23 protein-coding genes are annotated in these 26,298 nt (G+C 44.1%); 21 read left to right on the forward strand and 2 right to left on the reverse strand.

Annotation, left to right across the window (positions count from 1 at the left end; all coding sequences use genetic code 11):
* The first annotated feature begins 24 nt into the window (after positions 1 to 24).
* The 4 genes from MKX75_RS13375 (at position 25) to MKX75_RS13390 (ending at position 3,739) form a co-directional block, all read left to right on the forward strand.
* Positions 25 to 1,056, forward strand: coding sequence for an alcohol dehydrogenase catalytic domain-containing protein (locus MKX75_RS13375; RefSeq protein WP_062834258.1), 1,032 nt, complete (start codon positions 25 to 27; stop codon positions 1,054 to 1,056).
* Positions 1,057 to 1,136: 80 nt separating this feature from the next.
* A complete protein-coding gene (locus MKX75_RS13380) occupies positions 1,137 to 2,381 on the forward strand; it encodes an MFS transporter (protein ID WP_062834259.1) in 1,245 nt (414 codons plus the stop codon).
* An 83-nt stretch (positions 2,382 to 2,464) separates the two neighbouring features.
* Positions 2,465 to 3,058 carry a DUF1349 domain-containing protein gene (locus MKX75_RS13385; protein WP_062834260.1) on the forward strand — a complete coding sequence of 198 codons (594 nt, stop codon included), beginning with the start codon at positions 2,465 to 2,467 and terminating at the stop codon, positions 3,056 to 3,058.
* A gap of 39 nt (positions 3,059 to 3,097) precedes the next feature.
* On the forward strand, positions 3,098 to 3,739 hold the full coding sequence (locus tag MKX75_RS13390) for an HAD family hydrolase (RefSeq protein WP_062834261.1): 642 nt from the start codon (positions 3,098 to 3,100) through the stop codon (positions 3,737 to 3,739).
* On the opposite strand, the gene MKX75_RS13395 is transcribed toward MKX75_RS13390, so the two are convergent.
* Positions 3,736 to 4,551: an AraC family transcriptional regulator gene (locus MKX75_RS13395; RefSeq protein WP_076331027.1), complete on the reverse strand. Its 816-nt coding sequence runs from the start codon at positions 4,549 to 4,551 to the stop codon at positions 3,736 to 3,738. The genes MKX75_RS13390 and MKX75_RS13395 overlap by 4 nt on opposite strands.
* Before the next feature lie 293 nt (positions 4,552 to 4,844).
* Here MKX75_RS13395 and MKX75_RS13400 point away from each other — a divergent pair, with 293 nt between their 5' ends.
* The 3 genes from MKX75_RS13400 (at position 4,845) to MKX75_RS13410 (ending at position 7,716) form a co-directional block, all read left to right on the forward strand.
* A complete protein-coding gene (locus tag MKX75_RS13400) occupies positions 4,845 to 5,987 on the forward strand; it encodes an FAD-binding oxidoreductase (RefSeq protein WP_339169961.1) in 1,143 nt (380 codons plus the stop codon).
* Positions 5,984 to 6,271 carry a hypothetical protein gene (locus MKX75_RS13405; RefSeq protein WP_339169962.1) on the forward strand — a complete coding sequence of 96 codons (288 nt, stop codon included), beginning with the start codon at positions 5,984 to 5,986 and terminating at the stop codon, positions 6,269 to 6,271. The genes MKX75_RS13400 and MKX75_RS13405 overlap by 4 nt, the downstream gene beginning before the upstream one ends.
* Positions 6,272 to 6,483: 212 nt before the next feature.
* A complete protein-coding gene (locus MKX75_RS13410) occupies positions 6,484 to 7,716 on the forward strand; it encodes a cytochrome P450 (RefSeq protein WP_339169963.1) in 1,233 nt (410 codons plus the stop codon).
* Between the two features lie 101 nt (positions 7,717 to 7,817).
* Here the strand turns inward: MKX75_RS13410 and MKX75_RS13415 are convergent, their stop codons facing one another.
* On the reverse strand, positions 7,818 to 9,257 hold the full coding sequence (locus MKX75_RS13415; RefSeq protein WP_339170457.1) for a DHA2 family efflux MFS transporter permease subunit: 1,440 nt from the start codon (positions 9,255 to 9,257) through the stop codon (positions 7,818 to 7,820).
* A 281-nt stretch (positions 9,258 to 9,538) separates the two neighbouring features.
* Here MKX75_RS13415 and MKX75_RS13420 point away from each other — a divergent pair, with 281 nt between their 5' ends.
* The 14 genes from MKX75_RS13420 to MKX75_RS13485 all read left to right on the forward strand — a co-directional run bounded on the left by MKX75_RS13420 (position 9,539) and on the right by MKX75_RS13485 (position 26,289).
* Positions 9,539 to 10,144 carry a TetR/AcrR family transcriptional regulator gene (locus tag MKX75_RS13420; RefSeq protein ID WP_062834267.1) on the forward strand — a complete coding sequence of 202 codons (606 nt, stop codon included), beginning with the start codon at positions 9,539 to 9,541 and terminating at the stop codon, positions 10,142 to 10,144.
* Between the two features lie 46 nt (positions 10,145 to 10,190).
* Positions 10,191 to 10,724 (forward strand): GNAT family N-acetyltransferase, encoded by a 534-nt coding sequence (locus tag MKX75_RS13425; protein WP_339169964.1) that lies wholly within the window; start codon positions 10,191 to 10,193, stop codon positions 10,722 to 10,724.
* A gap of 87 nt (positions 10,725 to 10,811) precedes the next feature.
* The gene (locus tag MKX75_RS13430; protein WP_062834269.1) at positions 10,812 to 11,486 is read left to right on the forward strand and encodes a response regulator transcription factor; all 675 of its coding nucleotides are present in this window, start codon (positions 10,812 to 10,814) and stop codon (positions 11,484 to 11,486) included.
* Complete coding sequence (locus tag MKX75_RS13435) at positions 11,483 to 12,853, forward strand: HAMP domain-containing sensor histidine kinase (protein ID WP_339169965.1); 1,371 nt, start codon at positions 11,483 to 11,485, stop codon at positions 12,851 to 12,853. Before MKX75_RS13430 ends, MKX75_RS13435 begins: the two co-directional genes overlap by 4 nt.
* 222 nt (positions 12,854 to 13,075) lie before the next feature.
* The gene (locus MKX75_RS13440; protein ID WP_339169966.1) at positions 13,076 to 14,071 is read left to right on the forward strand and encodes an alpha/beta hydrolase; all 996 of its coding nucleotides are present in this window, start codon (positions 13,076 to 13,078) and stop codon (positions 14,069 to 14,071) included.
* Between the two features lie 164 nt (positions 14,072 to 14,235).
* On the forward strand, positions 14,236 to 15,219 hold the full coding sequence (locus MKX75_RS13445) for an alpha/beta hydrolase (protein ID WP_339169967.1): 984 nt from the start codon (positions 14,236 to 14,238) through the stop codon (positions 15,217 to 15,219).
* Positions 15,220 to 15,345: 126 nt separating this feature from the next.
* Positions 15,346 to 16,800 carry an alpha/beta fold hydrolase gene (locus MKX75_RS13450; protein WP_339169968.1) on the forward strand — a complete coding sequence of 485 codons (1,455 nt, stop codon included), beginning with the start codon at positions 15,346 to 15,348 and terminating at the stop codon, positions 16,798 to 16,800.
* Between the two features lie 39 nt (positions 16,801 to 16,839).
* Complete coding sequence (locus MKX75_RS13455; protein ID WP_339169969.1) at positions 16,840 to 18,930, forward strand: serine hydrolase domain-containing protein; 2,091 nt, start codon at positions 16,840 to 16,842, stop codon at positions 18,928 to 18,930.
* Between the two features lie 218 nt (positions 18,931 to 19,148).
* A complete protein-coding gene (locus MKX75_RS13460; RefSeq protein WP_339169970.1) occupies positions 19,149 to 21,272 on the forward strand; it encodes a serine hydrolase domain-containing protein in 2,124 nt (707 codons plus the stop codon).
* Positions 21,273 to 21,329: 57 nt separating this feature from the next.
* On the forward strand, positions 21,330 to 22,271 hold the full coding sequence (locus MKX75_RS13465) for an alpha/beta hydrolase (RefSeq protein ID WP_062834276.1): 942 nt from the start codon (positions 21,330 to 21,332) through the stop codon (positions 22,269 to 22,271).
* Positions 22,272 to 22,445: 174 nt separating this feature from the next.
* Entirely contained in the window at positions 22,446 to 22,820 is a 375-nt protein-coding gene (locus tag MKX75_RS13470; protein WP_339169971.1) for a hypothetical protein, read from the forward strand.
* Positions 22,821 to 22,822: 2 nt separating this feature from the next.
* Positions 22,823 to 24,541, forward strand: a complete 1,719-nt coding sequence (locus MKX75_RS13475) for an ABC transporter ATP-binding protein (RefSeq protein ID WP_062834277.1) — start codon at positions 22,823 to 22,825, stop codon at positions 24,539 to 24,541.
* A gap of 249 nt (positions 24,542 to 24,790) precedes the next feature.
* Positions 24,791 to 25,213: a MarR family winged helix-turn-helix transcriptional regulator gene (locus tag MKX75_RS13480; protein WP_036670809.1), complete on the forward strand. Its 423-nt coding sequence runs from the start codon at positions 24,791 to 24,793 to the stop codon at positions 25,211 to 25,213.
* Positions 25,210 to 26,289: a low specificity L-threonine aldolase gene (locus MKX75_RS13485; RefSeq protein ID WP_339169972.1), complete on the forward strand. Its 1,080-nt coding sequence runs from the start codon at positions 25,210 to 25,212 to the stop codon at positions 26,287 to 26,289. The genes MKX75_RS13480 and MKX75_RS13485 overlap by 4 nt, the downstream gene beginning before the upstream one ends.
* Positions 26,290 to 26,298: the final 9 nt, after the last annotated feature.

A 26,298-nucleotide genomic window follows, 5' to 3' on the forward strand; every position in this document is an offset into this window, starting at 1 on the left:
ATAATCGACTAGGAGGAATTTTCAATGAAAGCACTCGTATATCAGGATCTCAAACAGGTAACTTACCAAGAGATTGAGGAGCCAACCATTCAAAAGCCGAATCAAGTTAAGATTAAAATCTACGGTTCAGGTATCTGCGGTACAGATCTGAATATTGTCAAAGGCAAAGTGCCTGCAAATAAAGGAACAATTATTGGACATGAAGGTGTGGGCACCGTTGTTGAGGTGGGCGATGAAGTTCGTGGTTTCAAGATCGGTGATCGCGTATTGGTTGATCCTACGCAATCTTGCGGTACCTGCTCATACTGCCGCGAAGGCCTGTTCATCTACTGCGAGAATTTTGATGACTATCAAGTAGGGATGACGACGCACGGAACCTTTGCCGAATATTTTGTTGGAGACGAAAAGTATATCTATGCCATCCCGGATTCGATGAGTTGGGAAACGGCGATGATGATCGAACCACTGGGATGTGTGCTTCAGACGTTCATGAAAGCAGGGACTAAGCCAAGTGACTCTGTACTGGTCCTCGGTTCTGGTGCAATCGGTTCCCTGTGTCAGCTAGTTAGCAAACGATTGGCAAGGCTTACCGTAGGCACGGAGGTTGATCCATATCGCAAAGAGTTCGCTTCAGGGATCGCAGATCATGTGTTCTATCCTCAGGACCTGACGCTCGATAAAGTATACGAGATCAATAATAACAAGAAGTTTGATATTGTAGTGGACGCGGTTGGTAACCAGCTTCATGTGGGATTTGAGATGATTGCCAAAGGCGGCAAAATTATTCCTATGGGATATGACGACAGCTATGAGGTGACGTTCAAATCAACAGCCGTAATTAATGATGGCATTAGTATCATTGGCGCGGTGGCTAACCACTCGATGATCAGTACAGCACTGAAATTTGCCCAAAGCATTCCGGAACTGGAGCAGATGGTGACAGCCAAAGAACTGCTGAGTGATTATGAGCAGGCCTTTAATGGAACGATTGGTTATGACATGCATTCTGGAGAGAAATTGCCGATGAATTCGGTCAAAACGGCTCTTATCCTATAAGCATGTAGACATTAGCGGGTTTGCCGCTGCGATAAGTTGGAATTCGCAGCGGTGAAAACCGCAGAAGGAAGGGATATCGATTGAAATTGCTTCAAGATTTGCCGAAGAATCCACGCTACTCCATTTTACTCGAACCGGTATGGGCCATTCCGGGCACGATCGTTCTCTTTTACGCTCCTTTATATATGAAGGAAGCCGGACTTTCGGACATTGAAATCGGTTTAATCAATTCGGTGAATCTTTATTTTGCCTTTATCTTTCAATTGTTTGCGGGTTCCATTACGAATAAGCTGGGCCGTAAACGAACAACGCTGATCTTTGATCTGCTTGCATGGAGTGTTCCCATGTTCATCTGGGCTTTCTCCCAGAACTTCTGGCTGTTTCTAATCGCCTACTTGCTGAACGCAACATCGAAGTTTGTAACGGTCGCCTTTAACTGTCTGATCATAGAGGATGTGGAGGAACACAAACGATCGAAGGTATTTGCCATACTCAACATGATTATTACAGGGGCTGGGGTGCTCACGCCGATTGCCGGAGTTGTCATTGCTGATTATGGTATTGTACCTACACTCGCCAGCATTTACTTTGTCGGGGGCATCCTGATGACGGCCATGTTCTTCATTCGTAACCGATACACGGATGAGACCGAGGTCGGCAAGGAACTTATGGGGCTGCATAGCAAAACCCGTGTGTTTCAGAGCTTGGGTTCCAGTCTGCGCCTGTTCGGCAAATCGTTCTACAAACGAAGACTGTTCCCGATCATTTTGATCACCGTGTTGTCCAATCTGATTTTACAGCTGAATTTCTTCCAGGTCATTTTCTTCAAGGAACAGTTGAAGTTTGATGACCGCGTCATTTCGTTTATTCCGGTCGTGACCGCAGTGACCGTCATGTTGCTCTATCTGGTCATCATTCCACGATTGAAACGGCGTTCGGAGGAAAAGTATGTTGGTTTTTCCATCGTGCTTAGCACGGCCGGGGCTATCCTGTTTCTATTGATTCCTGTGGGAAATATAGGGATGTTGTTTCTCACGCTAATTGTGCTCGCTGCGGGTAACTTCATTTTGCAGACGTACCGGGATGCCCTGCTGATGAACCGATTGGGCACGCATGAGAAAGCCGACATGTTCTCGGCCGTGCAGACGGTCATGACGCTAACAGCCATTCCATCCGGCTATCTGACAGGTTTGCTCTACCATCACAATCCAACGCTGTTATTCAGCGTCATTCTTGGGCTATACGTCGTACTTATGGTCATCATGTTTTTCCTGCCCGATCCGCAAAAGCACTCCCAAGTGCTAGAGCCTTACAAAAATATGTAGAAGAAGGGGTTTTCTGTATATGGAGCGAATATGTAGTACAGAAAAAAACTAGACTAAATTTTAACTTGGGAGGCTATTAACAAATGACCAACGTAATGACAACAGAAGCACGGAAACAATGGAACTGGATGAATGAGCCCGAAACCTGGTCCTATACGGATCAGGGAGGTGTGCTGGTGGAAGCGAAGGCGGACACCGACTTTTTCCAGGATCCTGCGGGCAAGCACATTCGTGCAACAGCACCATTTCTGTCCATGCCTGTGCCTGAGGACTTCGAAATCACAACCCAGTTAACCGTGGATATGAAAAATCAATATGATTCCGGATGTCTGATGGTGATGGCAGATGATCTTAACTGGTGCAAAATTTGCTTTGAGTATGATGGAAAAGCACCTACCATCGTGTCAGTGGTCACACGTGATGGTTCATCCGATGATTGCAATTCGGTGGAAGTCTCCGTACCTAATCCCTATCTGCGTATACGCAAAGTAGAGGGCTGCATATCATTCTTTTATTCACCCGATGGGGATGAGTGGAAACTAATTCGTTATTTCGGCATGCCGACACAAGGGGAACTTCGAGCTGGATTAGTTGTTCAGTCGCCGACTGGAACGGGCTGTACGTGTCACTTTTTATCCGTGAACGTGACTCATCCGGACTTGACCGCACGCTTCTAATCCGCTCCCCCGGCCGATCATTGGAGGGAGAACAGGTTCATGGTAAAAGCATTTATATTTGATTTTGATGGACTCATTGTGGATACAGAGACGCCCTGGTACTATGCGTTTCGCGATATTTATGAAGAACACGGAGTTGAACTTGGTCTGGAGCTTTGGTCGAAAAATGTAGGGACATCCTTTGAGGAGTTTCATCCATTTCTATATCTGGAGCAGGCGCTCCAAAGAAAGATAGATCATGATCATATCAAACTGCTCTCTGAACAGAAATACGAAGTCTATTTGGGACAGGCCGTTATTCTTCCAGGGGTGTACGAATTGCTTCAGTCTGCGAGGGAGAAGGGGATTCAGCTTGCAGTTGCTTCCAGCTCCACACGGGACTGGGTGCATGGGTACTTGCAGAAGTTAGGCATTTTCGATTATTTCACAGTCGTTCATACATCCGAGGATGTGAAGCGAGTGAAACCGGACCCTGAACTGTACCTTCTTGCTCTCCAAAGCCTTGGAATCGAGGCTTCCGAAGCGATTGTGTTCGAAGACTCACCTAATGGCTTGAAGGCAGCCAATGCAGCGGGTATTCGTTGTATCATCGTGCCTAACGAGGTAACGCGTGGTCTGGAATTCGCCATGCATGAGCTGCGGTTATCCTCGCTGGCCGAGATCGATATGGAGGCTCTTTAATCCAGATACTGCTTGCGTAGCTCGATAGGGGAGATCCCTTCGTATTTTTTGAACACCGATCCAAAGTAACTGGCACTGTTGAAACCAACGGCCTTGGCTATTTCATGAGCGGTAGTAGCGTTATTTTCGATGAGCATTTCCTTGGCTTTCAACAACCGATACCGCATCAGATACTCCAATGGAGTCATTTGAAATTGTTTTTTGAATATCCGATTCAGGTGCTGTTCGGTTACGTCCATCTGGTCAGCCAACATGGGGAGAGAGATATCCTGATGATAATTTTGTTTGATAAAAGTAATGAGTTCATCCAATCTTAATCGGGCATCAGAACGTTCGTAAGCACTATAGCGTTCACCTTCAATGGTTAATCTGACCAATAGCATGTACAGTAACGCGGATACGTGCCAGATCTGATCCTTGTGCCGGGACTGCAGCGCCAACGTAATTTCATGCAACAGGATATGAAGCATTCCATCCGGCTTGAAGGCGCGCAGCTCTCCGATCTGCAAGGTATGCAAGAACCGTGGCAATAAATAGCCATTGAAAGACAGACAATCAAATCGTAATGAATCACTCAGATTGTGGTAACGGTAGGTTACCTCCGGGAACAAGATGAGAGCGGTTCCTTTTTTGATCGAAAATTCATGATTCTTTGCTGCGATTCGCCCTGTTCCTCCGATGCACTGTACAATGCTGTAATCCCGTGAATGGTCGCTCCAATTCATCAATTCATCAACGGTCAACTGGTTTTGCCCTGTAATCATGAGCGGCATATCGGTATCCAGTGGATTCCCCATGCTAGGTTTCGGCATCGTCGTGTTATTCCTCTTTTCGTTAAAGGATCATGTGCGTAAGTGGCGTGGTTACAGTGTTAAAAGAAACCTAGAAAGAATTATATTACATAAATGGAATTATTTTAATGGATTGATGTTCGATAATAAAACGTTTTCAAAATATAGTCCAACAACTCTTTATTGGATGCATAAGCATGAATCGTAGCTTGATCAGTCTCTATTTATAGATTTAAAAGTACGCCTGCCTTGCCAACAGAATGCGAAAAAGTATACGCTATAACGGATGAGTGATTAAGGAAAGGGATGCAAACATGAAGAAAGTCATCGTAGTCGGATCGGGTATTCTGGGGGCATCAACAGCCTATCAATTAGCCAAACTGGGCGCAGAGGTCATCATCATAGACCGAAAAGATATAGGACAGGCAACGGATGCAGCTGCTGGTATCATCTGTCCATGGCTGTCACAGCGACGCAATCAGGACTGGTATCAGCTCGCCAAGGCTGGTGCGCGGTTCTATCCTGGCATCATAGCGGAGCTTGAGAGTGAAGGAGAAACGGAAACCGGATATGCTCAAGTAGGTGCGCTCAGTATTCATACGGATGTCGACAAAATCAACAAGATGGAAGAGCGGGCCTGCCTTCGCAAAGCGGATGCACCGGAGATTGGTGAAATTACACCTCTTGATGCAAAAGAAACCCATGAGCGTTTTCCACTGCTGGAGGAACATTATCAATCGGTACATATCAGCGGTGCTGCACGTATAGATGGACGGGCGCTGCGCGATGCCTTGATCCGGTCTGCACAGCGAAATGGAGCCGAAGTGATCCATGGAGACGCAATGCTTCAATATGAAGCAGATCGGGTCATGGGTGTGACAGTTAATGGTCAGCGTTTCCTGGCAGATGAAGTCATTGTCTGTGCAGGGGCATGGGCCAATGCACTGTTGAAGCCACTCGGCATACACTTTAAAGTGCACTATCAAAAGGCACAAATTATGCATCTACATGTTACGGATGGGGAGGATACGGGCAACTGGCCTGTGATTATGCCACCGTCTGACCAATATCTCCTGGCCTTTGATCAGCAGAAGATTGTGATTGGAGCCACTCATGAAAATGATGTGGAGGGTTATGATACAAGAGTAACCGCAGGGGGCATGCAGGAAGTTTTGAATAAAGGTCTGGAACTGGCACCTGGTCTTGCAAACAGTACATTCCAGGAAGTACGAGTTGGGTTCCGTCCGTTCACACCTGGCTTTCTGCCTGTAATGGGGGTTGTGCCAGGCTGGCAGGGTCTAATTACAGCGAACGGACTTGGAGCCTCTGGTTTGACAATGGGTCCTTTTATCGGGAGTCAACTGGCGAAACTAGCTCTCGGCATGGAACTGGATATCGATATTGAGCCATACACTGTGGGCAAAGCAATGGATGAAATTGAAAGAGGTGAGTCATGACATATTCACAACGTTTATCTGATGGAGCGAACTCGTCTGACCTCATATATCTGGAACATCAGATCGGTACGACGAAAGAAGAACTGCGAATAGCTTTGGAAAAACAAGAAACATACAAACGCGAATTGGCGGATTTGAAGTCATCACCACTCGGGACTGCATCGAAAGAGGGTTCGGACGAGCAAGTCTTAATGGAGAAGGCAAGCCACACGCAGAACTTGATTGAAACCTTGTCTGCACAGCTGGATCAGCTTCAGGAAGCATTGGCGAAACTGGGCGATTAATCGATTTGTATCGCTTTACTCTCTGGGACATTGATAAAAAATATACGATGCGTATAAATGAAAACCCCTTATAATAAGGGGTTTTTCTGATTTAGTTCGAATGATGTATATCAATAAATGAACTAGTGGTATAAAATTAAATTAGGTGCTGAACTGTCAATTCAGGTACCGATGTAACCAATCACGAAACTATTCTGAGAGGTGGCTTCCGAATGTACAAAGAAGTGATACGCGTTGAGGACATCACAGGGTTCCAGTCCAGATCTGAAGAGTTTTTTCCACTGCACTGGTTTCGAAAAATGCTGTCCGAACATCCTGTGTATTATCACGAAGATACAGACACCTGGAATGTGTTCAGATACGATGATGTAAAGCAGGTCTTGAGCAATCATGCTTATTTTTCAGCTGAAGGAACGCGAACGACCATTGCGGTCGGAGCGAAAAACAACGAAGGCACGCCTCCAGACAAATTAAACATTTCAAGTATCGATCCGCCCCGTCATCAAAAAAGTCGTTCGTTGTTGTCCGCTGCTTTTACACCCCGTAGTCTGAAGAACTGGGAGCCACGCATTCGCAACATTGCGCAGCAGCTGGTAGCCGATATTGAGCCGAATACGACCATTGATATTGTTCAAGCGTTGGCTGCTCCGCTGCCTTCGATGGTTATGGCTGATCTGCTCGGCATCCCTCTCACAGACAGTCATCGCTTCAAGAACTGGGTAGATATTCTGTTTCAACCCACCATTCCGAAGACGGCTGAAGAGAGTGAACTGAAAAAGCAGACAGCAGCGCAAGAGTACTATCACTTCCTGTACCCTATTGTGGTTCATAAACGGTCCCATCCTGGTGAGGATATCATTACGGATCTGTTGAACGTTGATGTTGAAGGGGAGAAGTTCACGGAGGATGAGGTTGTTCGCACGACCATGCTTCTGCTCGGAGCCGGTATTGAGACAACAAGCCATATGGTTTCAAATACGTTCTATTCCTTCCTGTACGATGACCCGAGTCTGTATGGCCAACTAAGACAGAATCCCGAGTTGGTTCCGCTCGCAGTGGAGGAAATGCTTCGTTATCGGTTTCATAATGCCAAGCGACATCGAACAGTGAAGCAGGATAACCAACTGCTCGGAGTAGACTTGAAAAAAGGCGATGTTGTCATCTCCTGGATGAGTGCAGCCAATATGGATGAGCAGATGTTTGAAGACCCATTTGAGCTAAACATTCATCGTCGGAATAACAAAAAACATCTTACCTTTGGCAATGGCCCACACTTTTGTCTGGGTGCCCCGCTGGCAAGAATGGAACTAAGCATTGCCTTGACTGCATTTGTAGAGAAGATTGCTCGGATCGAACCGGTGGAGTCCTTTGATCTGGAGAATAATCTGGCCACTTCAGCTCCGGGACAGTCGTTAACCCATCTGCCAGTGAAGATCGTTGAGTAGAGGGAAAGGTTCATACTGGATACATTATAAAAAGCGGCAGATCAGACGTAAACGTCTTGATCTGCCGCTTTGCTATGCGAGCAAGTATGAGGATGGACAACTTAATTTGAATTCATGGAAACTTTTTGTCTAACAACCTGTTTGATTTCTTCCTCTTTCGCTTGTTTGGTACGTTTGATAAAGAAGGAAAGAACCAATCCCACGACAGCGATACCGATAATCACGACATAAGCATCATTGATACCCTGGATCATGGATTCTGTGGCAAGCTGTTGTTGAGTAAGGCCATTGGCTGCACCAGTTGCCATCATATCCTGTACGTGTGCCGTTGTACGGGAAGTCATGACACTCACGAGCAATGAAGTACCTACCGCACCCGCAACTTGTCTGACGGTGTTGGAGATGGCTGTACCATGTGCGCCGAGTCTTGGTGGAAGTTGGTTAAGTCCCGCAGTTTGAATCGGCATCATGAGCAAAGCCATACCAATTCGGCGACCGGTTGACATTAATACTAGGTAACCATAACTGGTTGAATCCGTTAAATCGATGAAACCAATTGTCGTCACGATGGTGATCACCATCCCGATCACAGCCAGCCATTTCGCACCAAATCGGTCAAACAATTTTCCGGCTACAGGCATCAGGAAGCCCATAACAAGGGCACCCGGAAGGAGCAATAATCCAGACTCCAGTGCAGTGTAACCACGTGCGTTCTGGAGATACAAGGGAAGCAACATCATGTCAGCATACATGATCATCGTAATCGCAATACTGATGACCGTGGTCAGGGAGAACATGTTGTACTTGAAAGCCCGCAGATCAAGCAGGGGAGTATCTGAAGCAAGCTGACGCCATGTGAACAGCGCAAGAGCAACTATACCAGCGGCAATACAGATAAGTACTTCTGCACTTGACCATCCTAGACTTCCTGCTCTACTGAAGCCATACAGCAATGCGCCGAATCCGATGGTGGATAACACAACACTCATCGTGTCGAACTTCGTGCTGACCCGTTCGGATACATTCTTCAGGTATACAAACGCAAAGGCAATGACAATAAGAGTTAATGGAATCATGCCGTAGAACATGGTTTGCCAAGAGTAGTTCTCCAAAATATAACCGGCAAGGGTAGGCCCAATGGCAGGGGCAAAAATGATGGCAAAACCAACCATACCCATTGCAGATCCTCGTTTTTCAGGAGCAAACAAGGTCAAAATAACGTTCATCAAGAGCGGCATGATGATGCCGGCGCCCGCTGCTTGAATCATGCGTCCTGTCAGCAATGTACCAAAATTAGTTGCAAGAGCGGATACAATGGTACCAATCAGGAAAATAAACATCGAAGCTTGGAATAATTGCTTGGTTGAAAAGCGTTGCATGAAGTAAGCCGTGATGGGGATCAGCACCCCGTTCACCAGCATGTAACCTGTCGTTAACCATTGTGCTGTTGCGGCTGAGATGTTAAAATCACCCATCAGCTCCGGTGTAGCGACACTCATGATCGTTTGATTCAACGTTGCAAGGAAGGCTCCCAAAATCATAATAAACAGGATGGGGCCTTTCTTTACGGATAATTCATCTTGTACTCTAGCCTGACTCAATCCTTTTCATCCTTTCAATCCACGCGTGACTAAATTTACAACGTGTTGTATAGTTTACATTGTATTTATTGAATTATATACATATTCGGACAGATTACAATTTACGTTATGGTGTGTTTTCGTTGTTTATTTTACACAAAATTTGAATTTGTTGTTTAAATGAAGAATAAACGACTGTTTGTTTAAAATTGTAATGTTTAAAATTTAAAGGAGGGATACACGTGAAAGACGAGAAGAAATCAGCCGTGGACCCAAGAATATTGCGAACGCGTCAGTTAATTCGAGGTGCATTTGTTGAATTACTGCAGGAAATGGATATTGAAAAATTGTCAGTGAACAAAATTGCCGAACGAGCGACGATCAATCGGGTAACCTTCTACCTGCATTATCGCGATATTACCGATATGATGGAGAAGATGGCTGACGAGATGATCGAGCATATTGAACGGATCGTGGATGAATATGCCCCTCATTTTGAGAAGCAAAGGACGGAAGAGGCTTGGCCTGTTCTGGTCAAGTTACTGGAGCATTTTGCTGAGAACGCCTCATTCTATCAGGTCGTTCTTGCTACGAAGCGCACACCGATCTTTACCGAGCGACTGCTCAAATTGTTGAGTACGCTGGTCAAAGCCAAAATTGATCGAGTCGAGATGGAGGATGAACTCGAAGAATCCGGCATACACAAGGAGATTGCAATCTGGTATGGTTCTTCCGCCCTGATCGGCACCATTGTCGCCTGGCTGCGTAACGACATGCCTTATTCCCCGCATTTTCTGGCGAAACAATTCTCGTTGATTCGCTCGTACTCGTATAATGACCTGATATAATCAAACTACAATTACACCTAACGTTAACAGAGGAGGAATAATGTAAATGAAATATAGTGCAGAACGTATCTATGTGAGATTTTGGAATGTGGAAGATGCTTCATTACTTCTGGATCTACAAGTTCGTAATCGTGTGGAAATAGAGAAAATCTCTGCGAGTAATCGGGATGAGACTTTCTATAGTTTGGAAGGACAACGGTCACTCATTGAAAGCTGGAACAAGAAGAGAGAAGAGGGAAAGCGCTATTCTTTTGGCATTTTTCTACATACAACGAATCAACTCGTCGGTGAGATTTCTTTGTTCGAGATCATATTGGATTCTACCCCAAAATGGATCGCTGGTTATGTAACGGATATTTTGCATCAAGGAAAAGGATATATGAGCGAAGCCCTGCAATGTGTGCTGGAATTTGCCAAGCAAGAAACTGAAATTACTCGAATCGAAGCTGGCGCTGTACCCGATAATATAGGCTCCATTCGTGTCCTTCAAAAAGCAGGATTCAAGGAGAATGGATCACAGCCTGTGCCAATCCAGGGAACGATGAAAGAACATACGATGTTTGCTGTGGACTTACTATAAGCAGGATGTTTTACTATTTACTTTGCTAACTACTATATAATTTGAACTAATCACTTAAACGAGATAACAGAGAGGACAGAAAAAACTATGGCTACTATACTCGTTGCTGACGACGATGCGAACATTCGCGAACTTGTCTGTCTATTTCTCAAAAATGATGGATTCACTACTGTGGAAGCTGCGGACGGTAAGGAAGCTCTCACCGTGTATGGCGAAACTACAGTTGATCTGGTTGTGCTTGATATTATGATGCCTGTCATGGATGGCTGGGCGCTGTGCAAGGAACTCCGAAGAGCCAATCCCGACCTCCCATTACTCATGCTAACGGCGAGAGGCGAGACTTGGGAGAAGGTGAAAGGCTTCGAACTGGGCACGGATGATTACCTAACGAAACCGTTCGATCCATTGGAGCTGACCGCACGTGTCCGAGCATTACTGAAACGATACAAAATTGGCTCCACACATACAATCCAGTTTGGCAACGTAATTCTGGACCGTCAGACATATAAGGTGATGAGAGGCGCGGAGGTGCTTACGTTGCCACTTAAGGAGTTTGAACTTCTGTATAAGCTTGCTGGGACTCCAGGCCAAGTCTATACACGTGAGCAGTTGATCGATCAGATCTGGGGTATTGATTACGCGGGAGATGATCGAACAATAGATGTACATATTAAACGTCTGCGCGAACGATTCGCAACTACACCTGATTTTCGAATTGAAACGGTGCGTGGGCTGGGGTACAGACTTGAGGTCCATGAATGATTCGATCCATATATATTCGTGTGGTACTGACCTTTCTGGGGTCTGTCATCGCTGGTACGGTCATTTCATTTTTTGTGTCTACCTGGATATTCGAAGAAAAGTTGAACGAAAACGCTCAAATTAACCTACGAAACTTCGGGCAAGACGTTGTGCAGATTTATAAGGCTCTTCCAGTGCGTGAAGCGGACTTGTACGTCAGTGGAATGAAACAGCTCAGCTCCTATCATATTCGAATTTACGAAGCATCAGGTGAGTTCAAGTCTTACGGAAAGCTTAACGGACATAAGTCTGCTGCTGTGACGAGCGAGCAACTAAAGAAAGTGTTAGATGGGGGCGTTGTTCAAGAAACAACGAGTGGGATTGCTACAGGGTTCTTAGGGTTACCGTTGAAAACGGAGACGGGAACGAAAGGGATATTTTTGGAAACACTTGCGCCGCCTTCAACCTCTTTTGTGATCAGGTGGGGCTTAATCTTTGCAAGCTGTTCGTTGATTGCAGGAAGCTTGTTGATTCTTGTTGCTTCTGTATATCTGGTGAGACCGATCAAGAAATTGACCAAAGCGACCAAGCGGATTGCAGCTGGAGATTTCAACGTCAAGCTGAACATTAAGCAAACCACTGAGATTGGTACGTTGGCTCGCAGCTTTGAAGAAATGATGCACGATCTGAAGCAGTTGGAGCAGATGCGCAGGGAATTCGTTACGAATGTTTCGCACGAGGTTCAGTCTCCACTCACCTCGATATCCGGTTACGCTTCGGCACTGAAGCAAGTTAACCTCTCGGAGCAAGAGCGAAACCGTTACCTGGATATTATCATCTCCGAAGCGAAACGAATGTCCAAAATGAGCGATAGCCTGCTCAAGCTGAGTTTGCTTGAATCGCAATCCCAGCAACTTCGGCTGAGCTCCTTAAGTCTTGATGAACAGATCAGGCGGGTCATCGTGGCGCTTCAGCCGCAATGGTCGGGGCGCAACATTCATTTCGAGCTTGATTTAGAGAATATTAAGGTAACGGCTGACCACGATCAGTTAAATCAGGTATGGACCAACATTATCGGAAATAGCATCAAGTTTTCCGAGGATGGCGGTATGATTAAAGTCCGTATCGAAGAGGATTTCAAAAATGTGACTATTCGAATATCCGACACGGGCATTGGTATTCCGATGGAAGACCAAAAACGTATATTCGACCGTTTTTTCAAGGCAGATCGTTCCCACAGTCGTAAATATGACGGGAGTGGTATGGGACTTGCAATCGTTAAACAGATCGTATCGCTTCATCAGGGTGACATCCGAGTGGAAAGCGAACCTGGTCAAGGCACGACCTTTATGATCACGTTGCCCATCCATCCACCAACGGATAGTTAAACTCACTGGAAAGGTGAATGAATAGAATAACCATCGGAGTATCTAAACCGAATTTTTATGCCATGTGTAACATGCAAGCTTCCTTGTATGTTACACATGGCATTTTTTTTGCTTGTTCATATTCCGTTCATATTAATGTCATAGGGAGTACATCTTTGTTAGTTAGGCTTGCATTAGCAACCTGTTAAACCAATATACAGATGAGGATAGGAGCAGATGAACGTGAAACATCAAGGAGACAAAGGAGTACAGAGTCAGAGTCAAAATAAAAGAAAAACAAAGAAAGTGTTAGGCATTTTGCTTAAAGTGCTTGCCGCAATCGTTATCGTAATCCTACTTTTTATAGCCACGGTGTATACCGTTAACAAAATCAGTAGTTATTCGGAGCAAAAAAGAATGGAGCCGTATGGTCAACATGTATCTGTGGACGGGAAAAATATGAATGTGTTCATTCAAGGTGAAGGTGAGGAAACGATTGTGCTTTTGCCTGGCTTTGGAACGGCGTCACCTGCTCTTGATTTTAAACCACTTATCTCAGAGTTATCTCCATATTATAAAGTCGTCGTCGTTGAGCCCTTTGGTTACGGATTGAGCGATCAGACCGAAAAGGAACGCAGTACAGCGAATATCGTCAGTGAAATTCATGAAGCGTTACAGAGTCTACATATTGATCGTTACATCCTCATGGGTCATTCCATCTCGGGCATCTATAGTCTGGATTATGTGAACAAATATGCAGATGAAGTAAGTGCATACGTTGGGCTGGACACCAGTGTTCCCGCGATTAGTGAACAGAAGGTTGAAGCATCGGAAATCGTACCGATTACATGGTACCGTAACTTGGGTTTCCCACGTTTGCAATTGAAAATGAGTGATGATCCATATGCTGGGCTACCGTATGATGAACAAACCAAAGAACAATTGAACATTTTGATACAAAAGAACATGTTTAATCCAACTCAATTGAACGAGATTGTAAGTATGTATTCCAACTTTAAAACAGCTGAACAGCTAACGTTGCCTGTCAATCTCCCGGTTCTTTTCTTTGTACAAAAGAATCATCCGGCAGTGGACAATTGGGTTCCTGAACACGAGAAGTTAATAGAGGACTCTGTGCGTGGTGAAATGGTTCTGCTGGAAGCAAATCATTATTTATACCGTTCCCATGCCAAAGAAATAGCGGAACAATTCAGGAGTTTTATGCTGGGAGTTCAATAACTCCATCAGGTATAGGCTCCCGTGTCAGTAACGTCGCAACATTTTCTTGCTTGTTCATATTCAGTTCATATTGACGTCACGGGCAGTACACTTTCATTGGATAAGATTTCATTAGAAGTAAAGAAGATAAATGAACAAACAGTTCAAGACAGGAGAAGATCAGATTGACACAACCAGAAGGAAAGAAAGCCAAGAATAGAACCAGGGTCAAGAAGGTACGAAATATTATACTTAAAGTACTAGGAGCAATCGTAATCGCCATTATTCTTTTTCTAGGTATTGTTTATATCACCAATGTGATCAGTAGCAATTCAGAGGCGAAAAAGATAGAACCTTATGGTCAGCATGTATCTGTAGACGGGAAAAATATGAATGTGTTCATTCAAGGTGAAGGCAAGGAAACGATTGTACTTCTACCCGGTTATGGAACAGCAACACCAGTGCTTGATTTCAAGTTGCTTATCGATGAGTTATCTCCATTTTACAAAGTTGTTGCAGTTGAGCCTTTCGGTTATGGATTAAGTGATGAAACTGAAAAAGAAAGAACCACAGAGAATATCGTAAGTGAAGTTCATGAAGCTCTACAGCAACTTGATATTCATCAGTACATGCTCATGGGTCACTCCATTGCAGGCATTTACGGCATTGACTATGTGAACAAATATCCGGATGAGGTAACTGCTTTTGTCGGTATTGATAGCAGCGTTTCTACCCAACCAAGTATTACAGATGCGAAGTTCCCATTAAAAACGTTTGCTTTTCTCCGAAATACAGGTCTCTTAAGATTAATGATGAAGGCGGGTGCGGACCCCTATGAGGGACTTGCATTCGATGAACAGACGGTTGAGCAGATGAAAATGATCTCGAATAAAAACATGTATAATCCCACGTCATTAAACGAGATGGATCATATTTATTCCAATTTTAAAGATGCTCAAGGTTTAAGGTTCCCTAAAAATCTTCCACTTCTTCTCTTTGTACAAGCGAATAATGAAGGGGTAGAAGGATGGATTCCATTACATGAAGGACAGATCAAAGATTCGGTACATGGGAAAGTAATCACCATGGATGGTTCACATTATTTACACCATACGCAATTCAAAAAAATTGCTGAAGACGTTAGAGCTTTTTTGAACGAAGCGAAATAAATAGGGTATAAAAGTATACTCGTGACTTAACAGATATGTATTAACGAATATGAAGAACCGTCCTGTAGGACGGTTTTTCCATAATATGATCAATTCGGCTGTTGCCGTGATGAGAGAGGAATTCAAATGAGATTATTTGAGATACTTTTAGTTTTATCCTGTTTGGCTTTACTTATAGACCTACTATTTATTAAAAGAAGTGCAAAGAAAACAGGCTTGGGTGTGGGGATCGGAAGTAGCGTTATACTCGTAGTTCAATTGTTGGTTGAGGGATACCGATGGCAGTTGCTTGTGGTATATATCATGACTGCTTTATTCATAATCATCGTTTTACTGAGACATTTCCAAAAGATAAACAGTCTAAAAATAGGGAAGTTGTTGAAATATAGTTTATCTTCCTTAATCGTCATTCTGCTTGTTGGTACTACTGTCTTGTCTGTATACTTACCTGTCTTTAATTTGCCGAAGCTTGATGGTCCAGAGAAAGTAGGTACTCAAACATTTCATTTAACAGACCAGAACAGAGACGAAATCTTCACTGAAGATCAAAGCGACAAGAGGGAACTAATGGTTCAATTCTGGTACCCTACTGAGAATATGAATAACAACAAGCGTGACACGCTGTTTCCAAAAGATAAAGAAATGTTCAAAAAGTATATTCAGAGCTTCTCTACTTCTTTAAAACTGCCTGAATTTGTGCTCAACTACTGGAAGTATAGTCAAACCAACTCTTATGAAAATGTAGAAATATTACCTTCTGCAAGTCCTTATCCCGTGGTACTGCTATCTCATGGCATGGGAACCAGTAGAGTTTTACATGCATCACAGGCCGAGAATCTGGCCAGTCATGGGTATATCGTGGTCACCATCGATCATACGTATAGCACCTTTGCTACCCTTTTTCCGGACGGCCGTGTAACGGATTATAAAAAAAGTACGACTACACTAGATGAACGTATAAAAACAGGGGATATATGGACGAAAGACGTGGAGTTTGTAATCGATCAAATCGTAAAGCTGAATTCAGGTGCAATCGAAAGTCAGTTTAAAGGAAAAATAGATCTAGATCACATCGGCGCGATGGGTCATTCTTTTGGGGGTGCAACCGCGTTTAATGCAACGTATTTAGATCCTCGAATCAAGGCTGGGGTTAATATGGATGGGTCATTATATGAAGTGGAAAATAGAGATGATATAAACAAGCCGTTTATGTTCATCCGATCGGGAAGTTTTGAAGACTGGTTAGTCAATTTTGAAATGGATCGAAATTCGGATGACGAAGTAACTAAATCTCTATCAGATGAGCTTCACATTATGAAGAAAGTTATCGAACATGAGGGGGATGTGATTTATATAGAAGGAACCCAACACTTCAATTTCACAGACCTTCAATTCTATTCGGAGCTGGTTAAACTGTCCGGGATCACAGGAGATATCAATGGTAAAAGAGGATCAAACATCGTAAACGAATATGTACTCGATTTCTTTAACAAGCAACTGAAAGGAACGGGTGGAGATTTGATTCAGGGACCGAACGACTTGTATCCGGAGGTGAAATTTGTAGACCCAGAAGAGCTCTAATCAACCAAAACAAACATGTAAACTCAGGAGATGATGTGAATGGGATGGCAAAAGGGAAAACGCACTTCAATCACCGCCTTAACGCTGGTGTTAACGATGTTAGCTCCAATGTCAGTCATGGCCGCACCAGCTACGAGTAACAACAGCGATCTGACGTATGAACCAACCAAGAAAATAGTAGCAGAGAAAGCGAAGATCCTTACCGAGACGTATGATACGACCAGTGTGCAATATGCATTAATCGATGGTGGAGAGATTGTGGTGTCTGGTCAGATAGGCAAGAACGATCTAAAGGACAAGGTGCCACTTACTTCCAATACAATCTATGGCATAGGATCAACTAGCAAAATGGTGCTTACAGCTGCTGTAATGAAGCTGGTTGATGAGGAAAAGATTAATTTGGATCTGCCTGTTGTGAACTATTTACCTGATTTTAAAATGAAAGATCAGCGCTATACACAAATCACACCGCGCATGCTGTTGAATCATTCCTCCGGTCTGCTAGGCAGCACGGGCAGCAATGCTACATTGTACGGGGATAATGATACGTATTCACACGATACGTTTCTCGATCAATTAGCGAATCAAAACCTGAAGGCAGATCCGGGGGCATATTCGGTGTATAGTAACGACGGTTTTACGCTGGCCGAGATTATGGTTGAACGTGTCAGCGGCATGAGTTTTACGAATTTTATACACCACTATATTACGGAGCCTCTGGATATGAAGCATACCAAAACACCACAGGATGTGGTTGACCCGGCAGACATGGCGGGAATCTATTCTCTTTTGGTTGAAGGTCAGCTTCCACAAGAGAATTATAATATCATCGCTACGGGAGGCATCTATTCTACGGCTGAAGATCTGGTGAAATTTTCACAAATTTTCACGGGAGAGGTCGAAGGTATTCTTTCCAGTAAGTCGGTCGAAGCCATGGCGCAAGAAGAATACAAAAGAGGCATGTGGCCGGAGGAAAGCGATACGTCTATATCTTACGGGTTAGGGTGGGATAGTGTGAATCTGTTCCCATTCAGTGAATATGGCATCAAGGCCATTACGAAAGGTGGAGATACGATATCGTATCACTCCTCATTAATCGTACTGCCGGAATATAATCTGGCTGCAGCCGTTACCTCATCAGGTGGGACAAGTGCCAGAGATCAATTCATCGCGAGTGAATTATTACTCAGCGCACTTGAGGAAAAGGGCATCATTACAGAACGGAAGCCGGAAAAATCATTTGGCGTACCAGTGAAGGCGGATATGCCTAAAGAAGTACCCATGAATGCCGGCATATACGGCGCCAATAATTCGGTTAAGAAGATCGAAATGAATCATGCTGGACAACTGACTGTATCCTCACTCACAGCTCCGAGTAATCCGGCTCAAGAATATACCTATACAGTGGATGGTACTTTTGTTAACGATGCAGGTACAGAAAAGTTGAAATTCGTGACGGAGCAGAACGGAAGCACGTATCTGTGGTCTCGCTCTTATATATCCTTGCCAGGACTTGGACAGTTAGCTTTCTCAGAATACACAGCGGAGAAGCTGGAAGCGAATGAATTATCCCAGGCTATTATCGCCTCATGGGAAAAGCGCGAAGGTAAAAGATATTACGTGATCAATCAGAAATATACATCAACGGTCTATCTCCATTCATCACCAATTCTCTCTTTTCATATGAACGAAGAGAATCCAGGGTATATGTCCAATAGTAAGATTGTTGGAGCCAACAAAGCAGTCACCGAGCTGCAAATCCCTGGCATGGCTGGACGTGATACCAAGGAGATTTATTTCTCCGAAAAGAATGGAGTAGAGTACATTGAAGCCGTAGGAAGCGTATACGCCAGTGAGGAGCTTGTAAAACCACTCTATTCGGGCAAACAATCGGTAACTACGATTCAAGCAGACGGTTATGCGAAATGGTTTTCAATACCCGAAACGGTGAAAGGAAAAGTCATGACGGTGAAAATGCCCGCAAATGGCGCCTTTGCCGTATATGATCAAAAGGGTGTTTATATTAATCACACCGTCATCAGTGGTAAAAATGAGGTTGATTTACCTGAAAACGGCCGCATTGTATTTGCAGGTGACGTTGATTCCAAATTTGAAATTTCATTGAAATAGACGAGTGTTTATCCCCTTTAAGTGTCTACTTAAAGGGGATATTTTTATGGCGAAAAAGGAAGAATCAAGGATCATGAATCATGATGTATTCAAATTATTTTGCCTGTTCATATTCGGTTCATATAGACGTCACGAGCAGTACATTTATATTCGTTAAGCTTATTTTAGCACCAAAGCAAGATACTCTAATAAAGAGATCCTCACAGGAGAAGATGCAAATGATACAACAAGAGAAAATGAACGTGGTCAAGAGAACAGTCACAAAACGAACTTCAATTGCAGCTTTAACTCTAGTGTTAACCATGTTAGCCCCGTTATCTGCCATGGCCGCACCGGCTGTCATGAATAACAACAGTAAACTTACGTATGAGACAACGAAGAAAGCCGTGATCGAAAAAGCCAAATTACTGACTGAGACGTACGGTACGACGAGTCTGCAATATGCACTCATCGATGGTGGAGAGATTGTGGTGTCTGGTCAAACGGGCAAGAACGATCTAAACGATAAGGTGCCTCTTACTTCGAACACCATCTATGGTATCGGTTCAACCAGTAAAATGATGCTTACTGCCGCTGTAATGAAGCTGGTTGACGAAGGCAAAATCGATTTGGATGTGCCTGTTGTGAACTATATGCCTGACTTTAAAATGAAAGATAACCGATACAAACAGATCACACCCCGCATGTTGCTAAATCATTCCTCCGGTCTTCTGGGAAGTTCATTCAACAATGCCACCTTGTACGGAGATAATGACACGTATTCACATGATACATTACTGGAGCAATTGGCGAATCAAAACCTGAAGGCAGATCCCGGCGCATACTCCGTCTACAGCAACGATGGCTTTACATTAGCCGAGATTTTGGTCGAAAGAGTTAGTGGCATGGGTTATACCGCATTTATACACAAGTATTTTACGGAGCCTTTGGATATGAATCATACCAAGACGCCACAGGATGTGGTTAACCCGACAGAAATGGCGGGAATCTATTCCCCTTTTTATGCGGGACAACTTCCAAAAGAGAATTATAATATCATCGCGACTGGAGGTCTGTATTCCACCGCTGAAGATCTGGTCAAATTCTCACGAATCTTCACGGGAGAGGTCAAGGGCATTCTTTCCAGTAAGTCTGTACAAGCTATGGAGCAAGAAGAGTATAAAAGAGGCATGTGGTCAGAGGATAGCGATACGCTTATGTCTTACGGGTTAGGGTGGGATAGTGTGAATTTGTTCCCATTCAATGAATACGGCATAAAGGCTGTTATGAAAGGCGGAGATACGTTATCTTATCAGTCTTCATTAACGGTACTCCCGGAACACAACATGGCTGCAGCCGTAATCTCTTCGGGCGGGTCGAGCTTAACCAATCAATTCATTGCGAATGAATTATTACTCAGCGCACTTGAGGAAAAGGGAGTTATTACAGAACGGAAGCCGGAAAAATCATTTGGCGTACCCGTGAAGGCAGAAATGCCTATGGAAATCTCCAAGTTTGCAGGTATATATGGTGGCAATAATTCAGTTACGAAGATCAAAATAAATCCGGCTGGACAACTGACTGTATCTTCACTTACTGCTCCGAGCAATCCGGCTCAAGAATACACCTATACAGCAGATGGTACTTTTGTTAACGACGAAGGTACAGAAAAGTTGAAATTCGTTGTGGAGAAAAACGGGAATACCTACCTGTGGTCTCGATCTTATATATCCGTTCCAGGGCTCGGACAGCTGGCTTTCTCAGAATATAATGCGGAGAAGCTTGAAGCCAATGAATTATCCAAAGAGGTTACGGCCGCATGGGAAAAGCGTGATGGTAAAAAATATTACCTGGTGAATGAGAAATACACATCCATGGTCTATCTCAATGCTTCATCAATCCTGCCTATTCAGCTGAATCAAGAGAATCCAGGCTATATGTCCAATAATAAGATTATTGGAGCAAATGAAGCAGTTAATCCATTACAAATTCCGGGTACTGCCGGACGCGATACGATGGCCATTCATTTCTCTAAAAAGGACGGAGGAGAGTATCTTACAGCTTTGGGTTATGTATACGCCAGTGAGGAACTTGTAAAACCCATCTATCCGGGTAAACAATCCGCAACAACCATTCAAGCAGATGGATACGCTAAATGGTTTTCGGTACCAGTGAATGCGAAAGGAAAAGTCATGACGGTGAAAATACCCGCAAATAGCGCCTTTGCCGTATACGACCAGACGGGAATTTGTATCAATTACACCGTGGTCAGCGGTAAGAACGAAGTTGTCTTACCGGAAAACGGCCGTATTGTATTTGCAGGTGAGGCTGGCTCCCGATTTGAAATTTTATTAAAAAAGTAATATGAATGGAGCTCCAAACAGTTGTACAACAAACGAACTCAACAGGAGAGAACCATCATGATGAAAAAAATATTAATCATTTTGCTCAAAATATTCGGAGCCATTGTTATCGCTATTGCATTATTTATTGCCACTGTTTTTATCGTTAATGTGTTTAGCAATAAATCGGAGGAAGGGAAGATAAAACCCTATGGTCAGTCCGTAGCGGTTGACGGGAAAAACATGAATGTGTTAATTCAAGGAAAAGGCGAAGAAACGGTCGTATTACTTCCCGGATATGGAACACCAGCCCCAGCCCTTGATTTTAAACCGCTAATTGATGAGCTATCGCCATTTTACAAAGTTGTTGTCATTGAGCCTTTCGGTTATGGATTAAGTGATGTAACTGAAAAAGAGCGTACAACTGAAAATATGGTTAATGAAATTCACGAAGCGTTACAGCAGCTTAATATTCATCATTACACGCTCATGGGTCACTCCATTTCAGGAATTTACGGACTGGATTATGTAAACAAATATCCAAACGAAGTAAGTGCCTTTGTCGGGATTGATAGCAGCGTTCCAACGCAGGGTGGTAATGATGATCCATTTCCAACCGAAACGTACAAACTGCTTAAAAAATCAGGATTCTACCGATTGTTAATGAAACTGGCCCCTGATCAATTGATTGCACCTAACGTTGATGATGAAACCAGAGAACAAATTAGAATACTTTCACTCAAAAATACGTTTAATCCGAACAACCTGAATGAAGGCGAAAATTTCGGTCCTAATTTCAAAGCAGCTGAGAACTTGTCCTTCCCCAAAGATCTTCCTGTGATTTTCTTTTTACAAGCGAATGATACGGAAACGGAAGGATGGATTCCCTTGCATGAAGAGCAAGTCAAAGATTCTGTGCATGGAAAAGTGATGACATTCGAGGGAGATCATTATTTGCATCACACCCGATCCAAAGAAATGGTTCAAGAATATAGGAAGTTTATGAGTGAGATAAAGTAGTGTCGCCAACCAAAGAAGTCGCGAAATCGCGGCTTTTTTTGGTTGAAGAGATGATGAACATACATGCGTGTTACTTTATTGGAAAATTAAGGTTGACACCTCTTGTCATCGCGTATACAATCGTATACATGAATGCGTTGTATACAAATGTATACGCGCAATGGAGGTGGCAAAATGAGAGATCGTGATATGAATGAAACGGATCGAAGTGTACGTCAAGGTGAGCGTCCGAAACGTGATATGAGTGAAAATGAGCAACGTGGCGAGCGTTCAAGACGTGGCAGAGGACCTGGTGAACATCAGGGAAAACGGGGCCATGGTGCGCAAACATTCCGCCGCGGTCGGATTCTTGTATTTCTGGAGCAGATGCAGAATCGAAGAACGACGCTCGCCAGACAACTTGGACAGGAGGAGTACGAACATATTCGCCCAATGATTAGTGGGGAGTTGAAAGCCATTGATCAGGTCATCGACGAGTATATTCACCTTTTCGAGTTGCAAAATGAAGATGTAATTCCCAATAAGGATCTGGAGAGTGAGAGTGAATAAGTATGATTCGTCGTTTTTTTTCGTATTATCGTCCCTATAAAAAACTGTTTTTAATTGATTTTGGATGCGCTGTACTCGCAGGGCTTCTGGAGTTGGCTTTCCCCCTTGCCGTAAGCAAATTCATTAATGAATTGTTGCCAGGTCAGGATTGGCCTCTTATTATGCTTGCCTGCGTTGTGCTGTTATCCATCTATGCACTTAATACCGTATTGAACTATGTCGTTACATATTGGGGACATATGCTTGGCATTAATATTGAGACCAACATGCGTGAGAAGATGTTCGCTCACTTGCAGAAGTTGTCCTTCCGTTTCTTTGATAATCGTAAAACAGGCCACTTAATTGGTCATCTGACGAATGATCTGAATGATATCGGTGAGGTGGCTCACCATGGACCGGAAGATGTGTTCATCGCAGTGATGACGTTAATCGGATCGTTCTGGCTGATGGCTAACATTAATCTGGAGCTTGCGCTGCTTACCTTTATCATTATCCCGATTATGGCTTGGGTCATTATCGTATTTGGCGGGCGGATGACGAAAACGTATCGGCGACTTTTCGGAGACGTCGGCAATTTCAATGCACGCATTGAAGATAACGTTGGTGGCATGCGTGTTGTGCAATCGTTCGCCAACGAAGAACATGAGAAAGAGCTTTTTGCGGTGGATAATCAGAATTTCCGTAAAACCAAACTGCTTGCCTACAAAACGATGGCGAAAAGTATCTCGGTCAGTTATATGATGATGCGACTGGTTACGGTGTTTGTCATGATCAGCGGGGCTTGGTTTTATATCGATGGCAGAATCAATATGGGTGACTTTATGGCCTTCCTGCTTTTATCCAATATCTTCTTCCGCCCGATTGAGAAAATCAATGCTGTCATTGAAAGTTATCCAAAGGGCATCGCTGGTTTCAAACGGTATCTGGAGATTATTGATACAGAACCTGAAATTGCGGATAGCAAAAACGCCGTTGAATTCGAAAGTGTGAAGGGTGATATTCGCTTTGAGAACGTCTCGTTCGGATATGAATCCAGTCGGCGTATTCTGAGTGATATCAGTCTGTCCGTTCGACCAGGCGAAACGGTGGCTTTTGTTGGGCCTTCGGGTGCAGGCAAGACGACCATCTGCAGCTTGCTGCCAAGATTCTATGAGGTAGAAGAGGGACGCATCACTGTAGATGGTGTGGACATTCGGGACGTTAAGCTTCAATCGTTGCGCAAGCATATCGGAATTGTTCAACAGGATGTATTTTTGTTCTCGGGTACGATTAAGGAGAATATTGCTTATGGTGACCTGCGTGCAACGGATGAACAGATCTGGGATGCCGCCCGTCGAGCCTCGTTGGAGGAATTAATTCTTACGTTGCCAGACGGTATGGATACGGTCATTGGAGAGCGTGGAGTGAAGCTGTCCGGAGGACAAAAGCAACGGTTATCCATTGCTCGTATGTTCTTGAAAAATCCACCGATTCTTATTCTGGACGAGGCAACCTCTGCTCTGGACACGGAAACGGAAGCACTTATCCAGCAATCACTTGCAGAATTGTCGGTGGGTAGAACGACACTTGTGATTGCGCACAGATTGACGACGATCAAGAATGCGGATCGAATTATTGTAGTGAACACAGATGGCATCGCTGAGCAGGGTAACCATGAGGAATTGGTCGCCGCTGGAGGCATATATAGCCGTCTTCATCAGGTGCAATATAGTCACTCTTAATCCATGTAAATTGAATTTACATTGGCCACTCCGATGACAGAACAACCTTGTACCTAAATGAAGTAAACCTTGCCGCGCTTATGCGCGGTTTTTTTCTGTTTGGATGTTAAAAATGAGGTTATCAAATGCTAAGGAAAAGATAATGTTGACAACGTCCACAAACGTGATTATTATAATGTTGACAATGTCCACTAAAAAGGAGGGTTTGACATCGACTCTCAGTACATAAATCCAGATATACTGGCTGACATGCGACGTTTTAACCGTTTTTATACCAACATACTCGGTGTACTCGATAAGCATATTCTCGGAACAGGGTATTCGTTTGCAGAGGTACGGGTCATTATTGAGATTGGAATTCGGGGAGAGAGCATTGCGAACAATTTGGTGGATACACTGACAATTGATCGCAGTTATATGAGCCGAATCGTAAACAAGCTGTCCAAGGAAGGACTGCTGGTGAAAGTGGATTCTGCTGCCGACAGCCGGGTCAGTCTGATTCGTCTGACAGCCAAGGGTGAGGAATTGTATGCCCAATTAAATGATCGATCCGACCAACAGATCCTGAAATTAATGCAAGAATTGAATGAAGAAGAGATTCAAGAGGTATACACCTCCATGATGAACATACAAGAGAAGTTGAACAAGAAGGCAGGAGAGACAACACGATGATACGATTTGAATGTGATTATAATGAAGGTGCGCATGAACGCATTTTACAAAAACTGATGGAAACCAACATGGAACAGACGAGCGGGTATGGTACGGATGAACACTGCGAACGGGCGAGAATGCTTATTCGTCTGGCCTGTGACAATGAGCAGGCTGATGTTCATTTCTTGGTTGGTGGTACACAGACGAATACAACGGTGATTGCCTCTATTTTGCGTCCATTTCAAGGTGTGATTGCTGCGACATCGGGACACATTGCGGTTCATGAGACGGGAGCTATTGAAGCTACGGGGCATAAGGTGCTCACGGTTCCAAGCGAGGACGGAAAGATCACGCCAGAGCAGGTTAGGGCAGTCTACGATGCGCACATGAACGAGTCGTCACCGGAACATTGTGTACAGCCAGGCATGGTCTACATATCTCAGCCAACAGAGAACGGAACGATGTACAGTAAGGCAGAACTGCAAGCATTGCATACAGTCAGCAGAGCATGTGGTCTTCCATTTTTCGTGGATGGAGCACGTCTTGGATATGCACTTGCCTCCCGAGATTGCGATATGACACTTGCTGATCTTGCACGCTTGTGCGATGTATTTTACATCGGCGGAACCAAGATTGGGGCATTGATGGGAGAAGCGGTTGTTATCCTGAATGATGCACTCAAACCTGATTTTCGTTATATGATCAAACAAAAAGGTGGTCTGCTTGCCAAAGGAAGACTGCTCGGAATTCAATTCGAAACCTTGTTCGAAGACGGTCTGTATCTTGATATTTCCCGTCATGCCGTGGATATGGCCTTGAGAATTCATGATTCACTCGAACAGCAGGGAGTACGCTTCCTATACGACTCACCAACCAACCAGCAGTTTCCGATTCTGCCTAATCTGTTGCTTGAGAAATTACGCAGTGGTTATACGTTCTCCTTCTGGGAAAAGGTTGACGATACACACAGTGCGGTGCGATTCTGTACCAGCTGGGCGACTCGGCAGGAGAATGTGGATGCACTGACTCGTGATATCGCTCAATTATTGCACGAAGAGATCTACGTGCCTGAACGGGTCGAAGCATTGGTTTAAATTTGAATT

This window comes from Paenibacillus sp. FSL R5-0341 (assembly GCF_037975235.1).
Classification (GTDB): domain Bacteria; phylum Bacillota; class Bacilli; order Paenibacillales; family Paenibacillaceae; genus Paenibacillus; species Paenibacillus amylolyticus_A.

Bases quoted from the DNA above. Each gene is read 5' to 3' on its own strand.
- MKX75_RS13375 (WP_062834258.1), top strand. From the start codon at position 25: ATGAAAGCACTCGTATATCAGGATCTCAAACAGGTAACTTACCAAGAG.
- MKX75_RS13385 (WP_062834260.1), top strand. From the start codon at position 2,465: ATGACCAACGTAATGACAACAGAAGCACGGAAACAATGGAACTGGATG.
- MKX75_RS13390 (WP_062834261.1), top strand. From the start codon at position 3,098: ATGGTAAAAGCATTTATATTTGATTTTGATGGACTCATTGTGGATACA.
- MKX75_RS13395 (WP_076331027.1), bottom strand. From the start codon at position 4,551: ATGCCGAAACCTAGCATGGGGAATCCACTGGATACCGATATGCCGCTC.
- MKX75_RS13400 (WP_339169961.1), top strand. From the start codon at position 4,845: ATGAAGAAAGTCATCGTAGTCGGATCGGGTATTCTGGGGGCATCAACA.
- MKX75_RS13405 (WP_339169962.1), top strand. From the start codon at position 5,984: ATGACATATTCACAACGTTTATCTGATGGAGCGAACTCGTCTGACCTC.
- MKX75_RS13410 (WP_339169963.1), top strand. From the start codon at position 6,484: ATGTACAAAGAAGTGATACGCGTTGAGGACATCACAGGGTTCCAGTCC.
- MKX75_RS13415 (WP_339170457.1), bottom strand. From the start codon at position 9,257: ATGATTTTGGGAGCCTTCCTTGCAACGTTGAATCAAACGATCATGAGT.
- MKX75_RS13425 (WP_339169964.1), top strand. From the start codon at position 10,191: ATGAAATATAGTGCAGAACGTATCTATGTGAGATTTTGGAATGTGGAA.
- MKX75_RS13430 (WP_062834269.1), top strand. From the start codon at position 10,812: ATGGCTACTATACTCGTTGCTGACGACGATGCGAACATTCGCGAACTT.
- MKX75_RS13435 (WP_339169965.1), top strand. From the start codon at position 11,483: ATGATTCGATCCATATATATTCGTGTGGTACTGACCTTTCTGGGGTCT.
- MKX75_RS13450 (WP_339169968.1), top strand. From the start codon at position 15,346: ATGAGATTATTTGAGATACTTTTAGTTTTATCCTGTTTGGCTTTACTT.
- MKX75_RS13455 (WP_339169969.1), top strand. From the start codon at position 16,840: ATGGGATGGCAAAAGGGAAAACGCACTTCAATCACCGCCTTAACGCTG.
- MKX75_RS13460 (WP_339169970.1), top strand. From the start codon at position 19,149: ATGATACAACAAGAGAAAATGAACGTGGTCAAGAGAACAGTCACAAAA.
- MKX75_RS13465 (WP_062834276.1), top strand. From the start codon at position 21,330: ATGATGAAAAAAATATTAATCATTTTGCTCAAAATATTCGGAGCCATT.
- MKX75_RS13470 (WP_339169971.1), top strand. From the start codon at position 22,446: ATGAGAGATCGTGATATGAATGAAACGGATCGAAGTGTACGTCAAGGT.
- MKX75_RS13475 (WP_062834277.1), top strand. From the start codon at position 22,823: ATGATTCGTCGTTTTTTTTCGTATTATCGTCCCTATAAAAAACTGTTT.
- MKX75_RS13480 (WP_036670809.1), top strand. From the start codon at position 24,791: ATGCGACGTTTTAACCGTTTTTATACCAACATACTCGGTGTACTCGAT.
- MKX75_RS13485 (WP_339169972.1), top strand. From the start codon at position 25,210: ATGATACGATTTGAATGTGATTATAATGAAGGTGCGCATGAACGCATT.